Origin of the sequence: Mesobacillus sp. MER 48, from assembly GCF_023714225.1 — a bacterium.
Lineage (GTDB): Bacteria > Bacillota > Bacilli > Bacillales > Cytobacillaceae > Mesobacillus > Mesobacillus oceanisediminis_A.
In genome coordinates this window covers 402,184-418,099 of the sequence record NZ_JAMAUR010000003.1, presented here as the reverse complement: position 1 = coordinate 418,099, position 15,916 = coordinate 402,184, and the positions used below count along the sequence as shown (strand labels likewise).

Below are 15,916 nucleotides of genomic sequence, written 5' to 3'. Positions count from 1 at the left end.
GATGTTTATTATCCGAAAAAGCGCCACCCCTATTGTATTTATCGGTATAAAAGCACTCACTTGAATATATAATTACAGAATTTGTTAATGGGATGAGCCGATCGATTTCCCCTCTAATTTCGGTCCGGATTTTAAGAAAAAGTTTACTTGACCAAACTAACCTATGACATTTATACTGTATGTAACCGGTTACAGAAATTAAGATTGAGAGAAACGGAGAGAAAAAGATTGGTTACGATGAGAGATGTGGCTAAAAGAGCTGGGGTCTCAGTGGCAACTGTATCCAGGGTTTTGAATGACAGTGGATACGTCAATGAAGACACACGAAAAACTGTATTAGCCGCAATCGAGGAAATGAATTTTAAACCAAACTCCGTGGCGCGCAGTTTATTTAAAAAACAATCGAAGACGATTGGACTTATTGTCCCGGATATCAATAACCCATTTTTTCCCCAGCTGGCAAGGGCTGTTGAAGATGTGACGAGTGAATCTGATTTCACTGTCTTCCTTTGTAATAGTGATGGCAAGATCGATAAGGAAATTCGCTATTTTGATATGCTACAGCAGAAATATGTTGATGGAGTTCTGGTTGTATCCAATACGCTTAAACCTGAGCATATTTCACATTATAATTTTCCAATTATTGCCCTTGATAGACCTTTGGATTCTACGATTCCATATGTTACCTGCAACAATTACGAAGGTGCCCGAAAGGCTACACAGCATCTAATAGAATGTGGGTGTGTGAAGGTTGCCCATATCAGCGGACCTGAAAATATTGCAAACGCGAAAGATCGGTTAAAAGGATATGAAGATGCTGTCACTGAAGCGGGATTGTACGATAAAAATCTGATTTTTCCTGCGGAGTATCAAATTGAATCGGCCAAGCAGGCAGCTTTTAAGTTGTTAACGAAATATCCTGACATCGATGGGATTTTTGCGGGCAATGACGTTATGGCCATTGGTGTAATTAAGGCAGCTGAACTGCTCGGCTATAAGGTTCCGGAGCAGCTAAAGGTAGTAGGGTTTGACGGGATTGAATTCGGGGATATCATTTCACCAGAATTGACAACGGTTTCACAGCCGATTTATCAGATGGGGTCGACCGCAGCTTCCATGCTGCTGGATTTGATAGAAGGAAGGCCCGTTCATCAAAAGGAAACTACGTTTCAAGTTGAACTATTAGTGAAACGCTCCACACAAACATAGAAAGGGGCATGTTTAATGGCAAAAAAAATCACTGTCATCGGCAGTATTAATATGGACTTAGTCACCCAGACAGATATTGTTCCAAACAGGGGAGAGACGGTTCTTGGGAATCAATTTTTCACGATTCCCGGGGGCAAAGGGGCAAATCAGGCTGTCGCCGCTTCAAAAATGGGAGCGGAAGTCAGCATGATTGGCTTAGTGGGTGATGACGCTTTTGGACATGAATATATCGGTTATTTGCGAAGCCAGCAAATAGATGTGAGCAATGTGAAACCGGTTACACATGGGAAAACTGGAATAGCTGCAATCGTTTTATCCGAGGGTGATAACTCAATTATTGTTGTTCCAGGTGCTAATAACATGGTTACACCTGAACTTGTTGAAAGTTTGGAAAAGGAAATAGCAGCAAGTGACCTTTTGTTGTTGCAACTAGAAATTCCAATAGAGTCTGTAGAAAGGGCCGCTCGGATTGCAAAAAAACACGGGAAGCAGGTAATCCTTAACCCGGCACCTTTCCAGCCTCTCCCTGAAGCATTGATTGAAAATGCCGACTATATAACACCGAATGAATATGAAGCTGAGCTCCTGCTTGCATCTGTAACGGATCCCGCCTCACTGAGGGAAAAATTGATTATAACTAAAGGCTCTAAGGGAGTAGCTTTTTACGAAGGTGAACAAGAATGCCATCAAGACAGCTTCAAAGTTGAGACGGTCGATACGACGGGAGCTGGCGATACGTTCAATGGCGCATTTGCAGTCGCAATCCTTGAGGGGAAACCTATAAAAGAAGCTTGCAAAATAGCAGCAGCAGCAGGGGCTATATCTGTTACAAAGCTTGGAGCACAATCAGGAATGCCAACAAGGTATGAAGTAGAAGAATTTTTGAGTGACAGGAAGGGGGATTGAGCATGAAAAAGCAAGGAATCTTGAACAGTCATATAGCTGAGGTTCTCGCTAATTTGGGACATACAGATACTATTGTGATCGCGGATTGCGGTTTGCCTATTCCCGACGGAGTTAAGAAAATTGATCTATCCCTTAGAATCGGGATGCCAGGATTTATCGAAACACTTGAAGCCATTCTTGAGGACATGGAGGTTGAACAAGTCACCATTGCCGATGAAATTTATGAGAAAAACCCTAAAATGATGTCTTTCATTGAAGATAAGTTTAGTAAAGGCGAGATTCAGTCGGTAACTCATGAAGACTTCAAGAAGAAAACAGCACAAGCCAAAACGGTGATCCGAACGGGAGAAGCAACACCATATGCAAACATCATTTTGCATGCAGGGGTGATATTCTAATGGAATTCATTAAAATGAAAGGGATTTCAAAATCGTTTGGTCCCGTTCAGGTATTAAATAAGGTTGATTTTGAGCTGGAGACTGGTGAGATTCATGCACTAATGGGGGAGAACGGCGCAGGAAAATCCACGCTCATGAAAATCCTGACTGGTATTTATCAAAAAGATGAAGGTGCAATTAAAGTAAAGGGTAAACAGGTTAGCTTCAAATCGGCTAAGGAAGCTGAGTTATCAGGCATTACCGTCATCCACCAGGAGCTCAATATTATACCCTATCTGACAGTCGCAGAAAATATGTTCCTCGGCAAGGAATTGACCCATGGGAAAACAGGGTTGATGAAAACGAAGGAAATGAAGCGCAAAACCAAGGAGTATCTTGAAAGACTTGGAGTACAACTCGATCCGGATCAAGAAGCGGGGAGTCTATCTGTGGGACAGCAGCAGATGATTGAAATTGCGAGGGCTGTTGCCACCAACTCTGAAGTGCTGATAATGGACGAGCCGACTGCAGCACTGACTGATCGGGAGATTGAGGTTCTTTTCAAGGTAATCGACAAGCTTAGGGAGCAGGGAGTGGGCATTGTCTATATCTCTCACAGGATGGAAGAAATATTCCGGATGTGTGACCGAATCACGGTCTTGCGTGATGGCCAGTCAGTCGGGACAAAGCAGATTAAAGAAACCAATTTTGAAGAGATCGTCAAAATGATGGTTGGCCGGGAACTTGGCGAACGCTTTCCTGCAAGAACCGGCAAGCCTGGTGAGGAGCTAATCAGAGTCGAGAATTTTACGGCAGAAAATGCCTTTAACGATATCTCCTTTTCAGTAAAGAGTGGCGAAATCCTGGGAGTAGCCGGGCTTATGGGTGCCGGCAGGACGGAAATCATGGAAGCGATTTTCGGGAAAAGGCCGATTAAATCCGGACGAATTTTTCTGAATGGGAAGGAAGTCAAAATCAAACGCCCATATGATGCGATAAAGGCAGGCATAGGTTTCATAACAGAAGACCGGAAAGATGAAGGTCTGGTCCTTGGTCTGAGTGTCCGTGAGAATCTGGTTTTGACAAATTTGCAGAGGTTTTCCAACCGAGGCATTATGGCTGATAAAAAAGAAGCCGATTATGTCAAAGCAATGATTGGGAAGCTAAAGGTTAAGACATCTGGCGGAGAGCAGGCTGTCAAATCACTAAGCGGTGGAAACCAGCAGAAGGTCGTCATCGGCAAATGGCTTGGCATCGATCCAAAGGTCCTGATCCTGGATGAACCGACTCGCGGAGTGGATGTGGGAGCTAAAAAGGAAATTTACACAATCATGAATGAACTTACAGAAAAAGGCGTTGCCATCATCATGGTATCTTCTGAACTGCCCGAAATCCTGGGGATGAGTGACAGGATTATGGTTATTCATGAAGGGAAATTGACAGGGATGTTAAACAGGGAAGACGCTGACCAGGAAAAAATCATGCAGGCCGCCACAGGAGGGAAAACTCATGAAAAAAATTAATGTTTTTCAAAAGCTTGGACCACTAATTGGACTTTTTCTAATCGCTATTATTCTTTCAGTCATGAGCACTGACTTTTTGACTGTAAATAATATTTTCAACGTCCTGCGCCAGGTTTCAATCAATGCATTAATTGCATTTGGTATGACATTTGTTATTTTGACTGGCGGAATTGACTTATCAGTTGGATCGATTCTCGCATTGTCCTCTGCATTGACAGCGGGAATGCTGGCTGGAGGAACTGATCCGATTCTTGCTTTACTTATTGGCCTTATGGCGGGTGCGGCTATGGGGGCGGTAAACGGCCTGATCATCACCAAAGGTAAGGTTGCCCCGTTCATTGCAACACTGGCAACGATGACGATTTACCGCGGTTTCACTCTTGTCTATACAGAAGGACGTCCGATTACCGGACTTTCTGATGCTGTATCTTTCCAAATGCTTGGAAAGGGTTACTTTTTGGGAATACCATTTCCGGTCATCACGATGCTGATTACTTACGCAATTCTATATTTCTTGCTTAAAAAGACGACATTTGGCCGTGGTGTGTACGCAATTGGAGGAAATGAAGAGGCTTCCCTTTTATCTGGTTTAAGAGTTGATCGTATTAAAATCGGTGTCTATTCCCTTACTGGATTGCTTGCGGCTCTTGCTGGTACGACATTAACCTCAAGGCTGAATTCAGCTCAGCCAACTGCTGGTGTATCCTATGAACTCGATGCAATCGCTGCCGTTGTTTTAGGTGGTACAAGCCTTTCAGGAGGCAGAGGCTGGATTTTCGGAACACTAGTCGGCGCTTTGATCATTGGTGTATTGAATAACGGCTTGAATTTGCTGAATGTATCTTCTTTTTACCAGCAAGTTGTTAAGGGTGGAGTAATTCTGCTTGCAGTATTGTTAGACCGCAAAAAAGCGGCTTAATGATAATAAAAATTTAGGAGGAATAAGAAATGAAAGGTCTTTTTAAAGGTATATTACTTGCATTAATAGCTGCAGTATTCATGGCTGGGTGCTCGCTTGACCAAAATGGCAAGGGTTCTGATGAAGGCAGTAAAGACTCAGGCTCTAAAGATGATAAGGTTAAAATTGGGCTTTCTATCTCCACACTAAACAACCCGTTCTTTGTTACGTTAAAAGAAGGTGCAGAAAAGAAAGCAAAAGAAGAAGGAATCGACATTACAACTGTAGATGCTCAGAATGACCCTGCAAAACAAGTAAGTGATGTGGAAGACTTAATTCAAAAAGGCATTGATGTTCTTTTGATCAACCCAACAGATTCAGCGGCGATTACAGCAGCAATCGAGTCTGCAAATAATGCAGGTATCCCGGTCATCACGGTTGACAGAAGTGCAGAAGGCGGCGAGGTGGTTGCTCATATCGCATCTGACAACGCAGCTGGCGGCAAGATGGCTGGAGAATACCTGGCTGAAGCGCTTGGCGGATCAGGAAAAGTGGTTGAATTAGAAGGTATCCCAGGTTCATCCGCAGCACGTGAGCGCGGTAAAGGTTTCAATGAAGCAATTGCAGCAGCAAGCGGAATTGAAGTAGTGGCAAAACAGCCAGCGAATTTCGACCGTTCACAAGGGCTTTCTGTCATGGAAAATCTCCTTCAAAGCAACAAGGATATCCAGGCTGTATTCGCCCACAACGATGAAATGGCTCTAGGTGCAGTAGAAGCATTGAAAGCTGCCGGGCTTGAAAATGTTATCGTTGTTGGATTCGATGCAACTGACGATGCAGTAAAAGCTGTCGAAGAAGGCACAATGGCCGCAACAGTTGCCCAAAAGCCAGAAATGATCGGACAACAGGCAGTTGAAACAGCAATCCAGGTGAAGAATGGTGATAAAGTAGAAGAATTTATTCCGGTTGAGCTTGAGTTAATTAAGAAGTAATGGGGGATCCCATTCGAGAATTAAAATAATAGGGGGGAGCGTAAGGCATTTGCTTTACGCTCCTTTTTTAGGTTGTGGAAAGTGATATTTCTCTTTTTAGGGTTCCATTCCCTTTTCGGGAATCTAAAAAAACAGCCTTTTTTTTCGATGCAAAGAGTAGGATCCAATTTAGTGAGAAGTTAATTTATTCACAAGAATTGCAAGGAAAAGAAGTTTAAAGTATTTCTTCCAACGACTTGGAGAAAAATGGGGATGGTTCTCAAGTTTCATTTAGAAATAGGAATAGGGGATTTTGAAACACTTGAATTTCCCCTCTAATTCCATAATTTAAGACTACCTTTTGAAGGACTTTTTGTATCTAAGGATCTCCAAATATAATTTGAGATTTTTTATTGCCAATAATTAGTCAGTATTGTATTATTATGAATAATCAGATATTTAATTTAGACAGGTTATTGTCTAAGGGAAGAGACGAGGAGAATCCCTGTGACCAATAAATTGCATGACACTTATTTGTGATGCAGTTTATTGTTCATGGGTTTTTTTATGAAAAAAATAGATACAAAGGGGAGGAAATGGCATGAAAGTCAGGCTTTTATCATTAATCTTTGTTTTATTGGTTGGCATTGCTGGATGCAGCAGCAATAATGCTGGAACGAAAGAAAAGACTGAGATTGATTTCTGGTTCCCGGTTGCGGTTGGCGGGGATGTAGCGAAAATCGTGGATAAGATTGTAGCAGATTTTGAGAAAAAGAACCCCGACATCAAGGTCAATGCGAAATATGGTGGCAGTTATGCTGAAACCATGACACAGGTAATGGCTTCGTCGCAGGGAGGAAATCCTCCTGAACTGGCTGTATTGTTCTCGATTGATCTTTTCACCTTGCTTGAAAATGACTTGATCGAAGAAGTGACCCCATTGTTTGATAAAGAGTATTTAGATGATTTTTACGATGGCTTTATGGCCAACTCTTCAATTGGAGATAAGGTGTACAGCTTGCCATTCCAGCGCAGTACGATTGTCCTTTATTACAACAAGGATGCATTCAAAGAGGCTGGATTGGATCCAGAAGCTCCACCGGAAAACTGGGATCAACTGGTGGAATACGGGAAGAAGCTGACGAAAAATGGCGGCAAGGACCAGTGGGGTCTTGAAATCCCGAGTACTGGATACCAGTATTGGATGTTCCAGGCTTTAGCACTTCAAACGGAAGGCAACATCATGTCTGAAGACGGAAAGGAAGTTTATTTCAACAAGCCTTACGCGAAAGAAGCAATGGAATACTGGCTGTCCCTTGGGAAAGAGCACAAGATCATGCCTGAGGGTGTGATTGAATGGGCGACCGTTCCTTCTGACTTCCTGAGTGGAAAAACTGCAATGATGTACCATACGACAGGCAACCTGACGAATGTGAAGAACAATGCGAACTTTGATTTCGGAGTATCTTTCCTGCCGGCGAACAATCAATACGGTTCTCCGACTGGCGGAGGAAACATTTACTTATTCAAGGATCTTCCAAAAGCAAACAAGGAAGCTGCAATCAAGTTCATGAAGTTCCTTACAGAACCTGAGCGTGTCGCGCAGTGGTCAATTGATACAGGTTATGTAGCGACTAGAGAATCTGCTTATGAGACTGACTTGTTAAAGAAATATGTTGAGGAATTCCCGCCTGCACTTGTTGCACGTGAGCAACTGGAATATGCGGATAGTGAATTGGCCACCTACCAAAATGGTGAGGTGCAGAAAATATTCAATGACCATATTCAATCAATCTTGACTGGTCAAAGCTCAGTTGACGAAGGATTGGATAAAGCGCAGGAAAAAGCGGAAGAAGTGCTGAAACCCTTTCAGTAATACAGATGCAGCAGTGGACTGAATGGCGCAGAGCTCAAGTAGACATTTCGCTGACTTGGGCTCTCTTTATTCACCAGAAAGGTGGGCTGATTTGATGGATTCGAAGCGAAAAAAATTAAGTTCTGGTATGAGGCACAATCTGTTTGCCTACGGATTGCTATTTCCTTCTTTTATATTTTTAACATTGTTTACGTTTTACCCGACACTCAAGTCTTTCCAGTTAAGCTTTTATAGTGGACCTATGACGCGGTTGCAGTTTTCCGGACTGGATCAATATAAAGAAGTTTTTAGTGATGAGATATTCAGGAAGGTAATCCTGAATAACGTCATTTTCATGATTGGTACGGTGCCGACGAGTTTGTTCCTGGCGATGTATCTTGCCATCTGGCTGAATAAAAAAATGGCTGGAAGTTCCTTGTTAAGGACGGCGTTTTTTTACCCGACGATTGTTCCGTTGATTGCCGTAGCGAATATTTGGCTCTTCATTTACACCCCTCAGTACGGGCTGCTCGATAACTTCCTGCATTTATTTGGTGCTGGCGATACAAACTGGTTGGGGAATCCCAATACAGTAATGATTGCGATGATTTTTATGATCATATGGAAGGATGCCGGTTTCTATATGATATTTTATTTAGCTGGTTTGCAAAATTTGCCGAGAGATGTCTATGAAGCTGCTGAGATTGAAGGAGCAAAACCACTCCAAATGTTCCGGCATATTACGTTCCCGCTGTTGATGCCAACGACGCTGTTCGTCATGATTGTAGCAATAACAAATTCATTCAAGAACGTTGACCATTTATACATTATGACTAAGGGCGGACCGGATAATGCCAGCAATCTATTACTCTATCATATTTATGAAGCGGCCTTTACGAACTGGGATCTAGGAAAAGCCGCCGTCCTGACCGTCATATTGATAGTCATCATGCTGGGAATCACAGCTTTCAACTATTTATACCTTGATCGGAAAATCCATTATTAAGGAGGGAAAGAATACGTGAAAAAGTTGAACTATGGCATCATAATCATTTTAGGGATCATTTCGTTTATCCCGCTGCTCTGGGTTTTCATTACTTCTTTCTCTCCAGGGAATCAAGTGATCAATGGCGGTTTTCCCTTCTGGGTATCCAATCCGACGCTTGAAAACTATGTGCAAGCATGGGAGACTGCGCCATTTTTACAATATTACTTTAATACATTCGTGATCGTCTTCGGAGTCCTGATTGTCCAGTTAATCACGATTACACTTGCGGCTTATGCTTTTGCGAGGCTGAATTTCAAGGGGAAGAATGTTCTGTTCATCCTGTTTTTGCTTCAGCTGATGATTCAGCCTGAAATCCTCCTGTTCCCAAACTACCAGGTTATTAGCCAGATGGGGCTCGTCAATACGAAGCTGGCTGTCATGATGCCGTATTGGGCATCAGCATTCGGGGTATTCCTGATGCGCCAAACTTTCAAGCAAGTCCCATTTGATCTCGATGAAGCGTCGAGAATAGATGGCTGTAAATGGTATCAGACGCTCTGGCATGTCTACATTCCATCAGCGAAACCGACATATATTGCATTTGCGCTTGTTTCCGTCAGTCACCATTGGAGCAACTTCATGTGGCCTTTGATCATCACGGATTCTGTCGAGTCCCGGCCGTTGACCGTCGGACTGGCGTTGTTTGCCCAATCTTATGAAACGGGAGCGCAGTGGGGAATGGTCGCTGCGGGTACGGTAATGGTCATCATGCCTTTAGTGGTTGCCTTCTTCATTTTTCAAAAACAGTTCGTATCAAGCTTCATGCATTCAGGAATCAAATAGGTGGTGATATGGTGGATATTCATTTTTTAGGAACGGGAAGTGCCTATCCGGGTTCAGAGCGTGACAATACTTCAATTTGCTTTTCGAATGGCGGTTATCATGTACTGGTCGATGTCAGTGGCAACCCATGCCGAAAGCTGAAGCAGCTGCAAGTGGATTTAAGTGAGCTTGATGCAGTAGTATTCACTCATTTCCATATCGACCATATTTATGGACTGCCATCCTTGCTGTGGGGAATGTGGCTTGAAGACAGGAAAAAGCCATTACGGATTCTTTGCGATTACCGCAATGAGAAAAAACTTCAGGAATGGCTCTCGACCATGGAAGCAGACAAGTGGCCGATAGCATTTCCCATAGAGGTTGAAACATTTGATGGAGATCAGGAAGAGCAGCTGTTAGCAGGCGGTGAGATGACATTTTCCTGTTTCAAGGCATTGCATTCCGTGCCTACTGTTGGGCTGGAAGTGCATTGTGCTGATCGAGTAGTCGTTTATTCGAGTGATACGGAAATCAACGAACGAATCGGCGCGTATGATCATATTGATCTATTGATTCATGAAGCAACATCAGCCCGTAAAATAGCCGGAAACCACAGCAGTCTCGTTGAAGTTGTCGAGAAGTATGATATGGAAAAAATCGATGAGGTCGTATTAGTTCATTTGTCTGACAAAGAACCGTATGAAGAAGAGGTAGCTAGGATAGGATTATCAAAGGTTGTCATCGGCGAAGATCTGATGACGAAACGAGTATAAGTGAATAAAAACAAGGATAGAGATGAGGAGATTCCTTGGGCATGACGGCATCCAATTGATAAATTGGAGAAATCGTCATGCTCAGGGAATTTTTTATTGGATGGAGGAGACCGATGAGAGATCTGAAAGGGTATATTTTTGACTTGGATGGCACCGTATATCTGGGCAAGCAATTAATTGAAGGAGCAGATATTGTGATCAACTCCCTACTCAATCAAGGAAAGAAAGTGTTATTCCTGACAAACAAGACGATTGAGTCGCGTCAGCGTTATGTCGAAAAGCTGCGCAGTTTCAATATTAATGCAAGCCTCGAGAACATTTTGAACCCGACGGTTACCTTAATTGAATATTTGCGGGAGCACCATCCTGATGCCTCACTATATGTTATTGGCGAACAGCCAATTAAGGATGAACTGACACTGGCCGGGTTTCGAGAAGGAATGGCACCATCAGAGGTCGATGTGGTTGTGCTGTCATGGGATCGCGATTTTCACTATGATCATTTGAATTTCGCTTACCAGGCGGTGAAGCTTGGGGCAAAAATGATCGCGACTAATCCTGACAGGACGTGTCCAGTGGAAGTTGGCGATGTTCCTGATTGTGCCGGGATGATCGGCGCTGTAGAAGCGGTTTCGGGGAAAAAGATTGATGTACAGATTGGAAAGCCGTCCGTTCTGACGATTGAAGCCGCACTGAAAATACTGGGGCTTAAGCCAGAAGAATGTGTGATGATCGGCGATCGGCTTGAAACGGATATCCGGATGGGCATTGAAGCAGGAATGAAGACGGCACTTGTGCTTAGCGGTATAACGGCAGAGGATGATTTGAGGAGTTCAGCCTGGAAGCCGGACTATGTTTTGCCATCGGTGAGTGGATTGTTATCGGATAAAAGGGCAGGGTGCTAACCATATGGTTCTATAGGCAAAAAAGGAAGCGGTTAAGGACCCGCTTCCTTTTTCGTGCTATTGAATTCCTTTATCGTCCTTCATCAATTTCTTCATATCGATTTTGAGCATCCGGTCCATCGGGTAGGTCGTCGTATAGCGGTATTTATCTGCTCCTGATTCAAACACGACATACAATTCTTTTTGTACTTCCACAATTCCTTCAGGCATCGGAATAGCTTCAATACTTTGACGAGGCTTTACAGTATGCCCATCCAGGAACCACAGTGGTACTTCTTTTCCTTCGACATTTACAAAGGAATGGGGATCTTCTTTTAACGGGTATTCGTAACGATACAGCACACTGTCGTTAGCCCTTCCGTATGATGTACTTAGCGTGATGCCATTCCGTGCTTCTTTTTGTACAATTGCGCCCTGGACCTTTCCGGTCGTTGAAAGGATGTAATCTGGTACGGCATTGTGGTCAGGTGAGCCGTTCCAATGATCTTCAGCTAGCATGTCGTTGTTTCGTTCCAAATTAAATCCAACCATCCATGCGTAGTGCATCTCTCCATCCCTGTTCTCGATATGGTGCGATGGATCAGTCGGATAGGAGCTTGCTTCATAGAATTCTCCGACCCAGAGAATGCCTTCATCATATACGGTGTAAGCAGCTTCAACCGGTATTGGAATTTGTTTTGTGAACTGGATTTCACCGTTATTTTCAGCTTCCACCAGATCGCTTAACTTGAAGCTGAACAAGTAATTTTCGGATGCTACCCAGCCATGGTCACGACTGACAGTGACGCCGCCCGCATGACCGGTGTATGGTGTGCCATCCGTATTGTAAAGGACAACAGACTTCACCAGTTTGCCTGTCGTGCGATCTGTTACAGTAATGGTTCCCGGCCGAATCCTATCATCGACGTAGCTGATCGTAAGCAGCCAGTCTTTTTTCTTATAATAGCTCAATCCTTGAGGTACGAGTCCCTGGGCAAGACCGGCGATGACTGGACCGTCCGAACTGATATCCCATAAGCCCTGATAGGCAGGGTCTTTTTCATGTTCCCACCGTTCGAGCTGGGTGATGAGCTGGTGTTTTGGTGTTACCTGTACAGGCTCTGATTTTTCCGATACATTTCCTGATGTATCCTCTGCGCTTACTTGTAAGGTGTATGTTTGGCTGCCAATTAACGTATAGAGCGTAAAGGAAGTCTGCTGTGGATCAACGGAGTATTCGAGCTTACCGTTTTTGTAAATGTGATAACGGTAAAGGTCGGTTTCAGTTGAAGCATTCCATTTTAAAATAGCCTCTCCGTTACCTGCGATGGCTTCTAGAATAGACGGTGCTGCCGGTGCATCCTCATCTAACACAGGACGATCCGGAACTTGATCTTCTGCCAGCCATCCCGGTGTTGGCTGTTGATATGCCGCCAATTTTTCCATTTTCCGTGTATTGTCTTTTGGATAGGTGAACGTGACAGTTTGCTTCAAAGTTACGTCCTGACTTGAGTAATCCGCCCTGACGACTTCACTGCCCTCGGGGTCATAGACGGTCACTGTATTGCCGCCGTTGACCAGCCCGCTGATATCACCAAGGATGATTGTGTTCTCCTCATTTAGATATTTACTTTTGTACGAATAGAAGTAGTTATAGTTGAATGCTTCAAGTGAAATGGGGCTGATTGATGATGCTCTGGTCCAAATTACTGCTGTTTCCCAAGGCTTTAAAATGTATATTCCTTTGATTTCTTCATTCCAGGTGTGGGAGGCGAAACGATATCCCTTCAGATTGATTGGATCCGGACTGTTATTATAAATCTCAAAGTACTCAAATGCGTCATATCCTGCGTAGTTATCGGTATTAGGAATCAATTCTGTAATAAGGAGCTCGGGTACCGGAACGTTTTCTGTCGGTGCTGAGACAAGTGGTGCTGTCGCTTCCGATTCATTCCCGACTTGATCGACAGCAGTTACTTTAAAAGTATATTCCCGGTTCAACTCCAGAGGGGAAATGACCATACTTGTTTTGTCGGCAGCTGCTGAACCGAAAAGGGTTCCATTAATGTAGACGCGGTACTCGGAAAGGTCACTTTCTGTATTAGCGGCCCACTGAAGTTTTACATGATCCTTCCCAGGTTTTGCTTTAAGTCCTGTTGGAGCTGCAGGAGCTTCATTGTCTACTACTTCCTGTGGCACAGCCCGGACTTCTTTTGTTGCCGGGGACTCGTTTCCTTCCGAGTCAACAGCTGTCACGCGGAACGCGTATCCTTGACCATTTTCCAAGGCGTCGATTGTCGTTGAGGTCATATCCGATGAAGTAATCGTTCCATCAGAATGGTAGATGTTATACGAAACTGCACCAGCTGATGCTTCCCAAGAGAGTGTAATAGAATGATTGGCTGACGTTGAAGTCAGGTTGGCTGGTGTTGCTGGACCTGCCACTTGTTCAGTCAGGAGTAGAGATGGCGTTGGTGTTTCTCCGTTACGGATCCTCGTCATCGCTGCAGAACTGTTTGCCTGGTAAATAACGCTTTTGTTGGTGATGCCATCGACTTCTCCGTCATTGATCAATGCAGTACTGAGAATGTTGCCATTTGCATCAGCAATTCCTACTTGACGAAGGCTGCTGTCATGCAAGCCTTGACCAGAAGTAGTCAGTGTGACTTCGTATATCTTGTCAGCAGTTAGATTAGTGTCATAGTTGGTGTTGAAGTCCCATAGCGGCACATCAGGATAGGCGAACTTCTTCAGCCAGAGGACCAGTGAATCTTTTGGCTGGATGATTTTGTCCTGGATGGGCCATGAGTTGGCAGGGCTTGAGAAGTTGCTTGTGAAGTATTGGAGCTGATAATCTTGCAGGTTGATTGCTTCTGAGGTGGTATTATAGATTTCTACATACTCATAGGGCTGCCCGGAGCCGGCGGATTTCGTGACTATTTCCGTGATGACCAGAGGCGGACTAGAATCTTCCGCATTAACGTTCTGGTCTGGAAGGAACACTAGACCTAACCCAAAAACGAAAGTCAAAACAGTTACCCAGCTAATTAATTTGTTTTTCAAACCTTCTTCCTCCTTTTTAAAAATGTTTTTTATGTAAAAAATGAAAAGAACCCCATGCTAAAAGATTGTACGATTATCGTACAAACCATTTGCACAGGGTTCTCCTCATCTCTACCCGTTATTAAAATACCTAGTTCAATCATACAATGAGGGCGCATGGGTGGCAAGTGAATTCAGAATTATTAGAAAATAATATTGAAAAGAAACATAATATGGTTTATGATAAGAGTAATTAAAATACTCCGGCTTATAGGAAGAGTAGAAGAGATCACCTATGAAGCGAACACTTATCCCTCACTTTTTGCGAGGAGATTAAGCATTCGTTCATGGAGTGGTCTCTTTTTATCGTGAAGGGAGTTGGTTAGATGGGTGTTTACATTGAATATGTGTCTGGGTTCTTCTGGCAGCATGAAACCTATTTCCGGATTTTGGTTAGTGCAGTTTTGGGGTTTTTAATCGGATGGGATCGGACATCGAAAAATAAGCCGGCGGGATTAAAAACGTATACGTATGTGTCTGTGGCATGTACATTGATAACCATCGTCTCAATAGAGAGTGCAGAGATTTTCAGTCAGCATGATAGCGGCAAAGTGATGGATCCGATGCGTCTGGCAGCGCAGATTGTTTCAGGACTGGGTTTCCTCGGAGCTGGGGTTATCTTGAAAGATGGTTTGCGGGTAAAAGGCCTGACTTCAGCAGCAATGATTTTTTATGTTGGTGGAATCGGTATTGGGATAGGGGCAGGTTTTTATGGAATTGTCATCTTCGCGACATTGGTAACATTCATCATTACGAAGATAGGAAACTTCTTTGAAGAACGGGAGATCAGGGTGCGTTTTCCATGGTTCAGGAAAAAAAGAAAGACAGCCAAAAAACAAGAAGAGTTTGGAGCATGAATTGGGACGAGCTCAACTCCTCTGGGTTGAGCTCTTTTTCAGGTTACAAATCAAGATTCCAGAGTTTCGGATCACCAGAGGAAATAGCCAGGGCACCGGCGCTTAATCCGTTGAGAATGTCTTCCTTATTGCTGATCAGCCCGCCAGCGATGATTGGCAGCGCAGTCATGTTTGTCAGTTTGTCAATCACAGATGGCATTAGACCTGGAAGGATTTCAATCGCATCCGGCTTGCAGTTATGTGCAATTTCAATCCCTTTGACAAGAGCGTTGCGGTCGATCAGAAAAAGGCGCTGGATCGTCATTAAGCCTTCTTCCTTTGCATATTTGATCAGGTTGCTTTTTGTCGTGATGATACCTGCCGGTTTCCAGATTTCCGCAATATATTTGATTGCACTCTTCGTGTTGGACAAACCGTCGATAAAATCAATATGTATAAATGTAGTTTTTCCCGCGGCCTTCAACTTTTTCAAATATCCATCCATCGTGATCAAATTGCCAGTAAGGATGAAAACAATGTTGGCGTTTGACCGAGCGGCCTTCTCCAGGTCAGCTTCTTCCTTGATTGAAGCAATCACCTGCGATTGGACAATATCATTAATATTCGGTTTCATCTACTCAACCCCTAAACGTCTGAATATTCTATCTTCATTATAGCAAGGGACGGTTCTCCTGTCCCATTAATGAGATGAAAAAAGCAACATCATTCCTGTTCTCATAAAAGGCGCTTTTCGGAAATATGTTACTAATGC

14 protein-coding genes are annotated in these 15,916 nt (G+C 43.6%); 12 read left to right on the top strand and 2 right to left on the bottom strand.

Going from position 1 to position 15,916, the window contains the following annotated elements:
- The first annotated feature begins 228 nt into the window (after nucleotides 1-228).
- From M3593_RS13370 to M3593_RS13320, 11 genes are all read left to right on the top strand, one after another.
- Nucleotides 229-1,209 (top strand): LacI family DNA-binding transcriptional regulator, encoded by a 981-nt coding sequence (locus tag M3593_RS13370; RefSeq protein ID WP_251542705.1) that lies wholly within the window; start codon nucleotides 229-231, stop codon nucleotides 1,207-1,209.
- A gap of 15 nt (nucleotides 1,210-1,224) precedes the next feature.
- Complete coding sequence (gene rbsK / locus M3593_RS13365; RefSeq protein ID WP_251542707.1) at nucleotides 1,225-2,115, top strand: ribokinase; 891 nt, start codon at nucleotides 1,225-1,227, stop codon at nucleotides 2,113-2,115.
- A gap of 2 nt (nucleotides 2,116-2,117) precedes the next feature.
- Entirely contained in the window at nucleotides 2,118-2,513 is a 396-nt protein-coding gene (rbsD, locus tag M3593_RS13360; RefSeq protein ID WP_251542709.1) for a D-ribose pyranase, read from the top strand.
- A complete protein-coding gene (locus M3593_RS13355) occupies nucleotides 2,513-4,015 on the top strand; it encodes a sugar ABC transporter ATP-binding protein (RefSeq protein WP_251542711.1) in 1,503 nt (500 codons plus the stop codon). Before rbsD ends, M3593_RS13355 begins: the two co-directional genes overlap by 1 nt.
- On the top strand, nucleotides 4,002-4,934 hold the full coding sequence (locus M3593_RS13350; protein ID WP_251542713.1) for an ABC transporter permease subunit: 933 nt from the start codon (nucleotides 4,002-4,004) through the stop codon (nucleotides 4,932-4,934). The genes M3593_RS13355 and M3593_RS13350 overlap by 14 nt, the downstream gene beginning before the upstream one ends.
- 29 nt (nucleotides 4,935-4,963) lie before the next feature.
- Complete coding sequence (rbsB, locus tag M3593_RS13345; RefSeq protein ID WP_251542715.1) at nucleotides 4,964-5,905, top strand: ribose ABC transporter substrate-binding protein RbsB; 942 nt, start codon at nucleotides 4,964-4,966, stop codon at nucleotides 5,903-5,905.
- A 580-nt stretch (nucleotides 5,906-6,485) separates the two neighbouring features.
- Nucleotides 6,486-7,760 carry an ABC transporter substrate-binding protein gene (locus M3593_RS13340; RefSeq protein ID WP_251542718.1) on the top strand — a complete coding sequence of 425 codons (1,275 nt, stop codon included), beginning with the start codon at nucleotides 6,486-6,488 and terminating at the stop codon, nucleotides 7,758-7,760.
- Nucleotides 7,761-7,854: 94 nt separating this feature from the next.
- Nucleotides 7,855-8,745 carry a carbohydrate ABC transporter permease gene (locus M3593_RS13335; protein ID WP_251542720.1) on the top strand — a complete coding sequence of 297 codons (891 nt, stop codon included), beginning with the start codon at nucleotides 7,855-7,857 and terminating at the stop codon, nucleotides 8,743-8,745.
- 15 nt (nucleotides 8,746-8,760) lie between these two features.
- Complete coding sequence (locus M3593_RS13330; RefSeq protein WP_251542722.1) at nucleotides 8,761-9,570, top strand: carbohydrate ABC transporter permease; 810 nt, start codon at nucleotides 8,761-8,763, stop codon at nucleotides 9,568-9,570.
- Nucleotides 9,571-9,578: 8 nt separating this feature from the next.
- The gene (locus M3593_RS13325; protein ID WP_251542724.1) at nucleotides 9,579-10,322 is read left to right on the top strand and encodes an MBL fold metallo-hydrolase; all 744 of its coding nucleotides are present in this window, start codon (nucleotides 9,579-9,581) and stop codon (nucleotides 10,320-10,322) included.
- 113 nt (nucleotides 10,323-10,435) lie between these two features.
- Nucleotides 10,436-11,227, top strand: a complete 792-nt coding sequence (locus tag M3593_RS13320; RefSeq protein ID WP_251542725.1) for an HAD-IIA family hydrolase — start codon at nucleotides 10,436-10,438, stop codon at nucleotides 11,225-11,227.
- Nucleotides 11,228-11,284: 57 nt separating this feature from the next.
- Here M3593_RS13320 and M3593_RS13315 read toward each other — a convergent pair whose 3' ends face one another.
- A complete protein-coding gene (locus M3593_RS13315) occupies nucleotides 11,285-14,269 on the bottom strand; it encodes a lamin tail domain-containing protein (RefSeq protein ID WP_251542727.1) in 2,985 nt (994 codons plus the stop codon).
- 365 nt (nucleotides 14,270-14,634) lie between these two features.
- Between M3593_RS13315 and M3593_RS13310 the strand changes: the two genes are divergently transcribed.
- Nucleotides 14,635-15,165, top strand: coding sequence for an MgtC/SapB family protein (locus M3593_RS13310; protein WP_251542729.1), 531 nt, complete (start codon nucleotides 14,635-14,637; stop codon nucleotides 15,163-15,165).
- Between the two features lie 43 nt (nucleotides 15,166-15,208).
- Here the strand turns inward: M3593_RS13310 and M3593_RS13305 are convergent, their stop codons facing one another.
- Nucleotides 15,209-15,778 carry a glycerol-3-phosphate responsive antiterminator gene (locus M3593_RS13305; protein WP_214706049.1) on the bottom strand — a complete coding sequence of 190 codons (570 nt, stop codon included), beginning with the start codon at nucleotides 15,776-15,778 and terminating at the stop codon, nucleotides 15,209-15,211.
- Nucleotides 15,779-15,916 lie beyond the last annotated feature (138 nt).

Coding starts and splice junctions, on each gene's coding strand:
- rbsB (WP_251542715.1), top strand. CDS start 4,964: ATGAAAGGTCTTTTTAAAGGTATATTACTTGCATTAATAGCTGCAGTA.
- M3593_RS13355 (WP_251542711.1), top strand. CDS start 2,513: ATGGAATTCATTAAAATGAAAGGGATTTCAAAATCGTTTGGTCCCGTT.
- M3593_RS13350 (WP_251542713.1), top strand. CDS start 4,002: ATGAAAAAAATTAATGTTTTTCAAAAGCTTGGACCACTAATTGGACTT.
- M3593_RS13340 (WP_251542718.1), top strand. CDS start 6,486: ATGAAAGTCAGGCTTTTATCATTAATCTTTGTTTTATTGGTTGGCATT.
- M3593_RS13310 (WP_251542729.1), top strand. CDS start 14,635: ATGGGTGTTTACATTGAATATGTGTCTGGGTTCTTCTGGCAGCATGAA.
- M3593_RS13335 (WP_251542720.1), top strand. CDS start 7,855: ATGGATTCGAAGCGAAAAAAATTAAGTTCTGGTATGAGGCACAATCTG.
- M3593_RS13325 (WP_251542724.1), top strand. CDS start 9,579: ATGGTGGATATTCATTTTTTAGGAACGGGAAGTGCCTATCCGGGTTCA.
- rbsD (WP_251542709.1), top strand. CDS start 2,118: ATGAAAAAGCAAGGAATCTTGAACAGTCATATAGCTGAGGTTCTCGCT.
- M3593_RS13305 (WP_214706049.1), bottom strand. CDS start 15,778: ATGAAACCGAATATTAATGATATTGTCCAATCGCAGGTGATTGCTTCA.
- M3593_RS13320 (WP_251542725.1), top strand. CDS start 10,436: ATGAGAGATCTGAAAGGGTATATTTTTGACTTGGATGGCACCGTATAT.
- rbsK (WP_251542707.1), top strand. CDS start 1,225: ATGGCAAAAAAAATCACTGTCATCGGCAGTATTAATATGGACTTAGTC.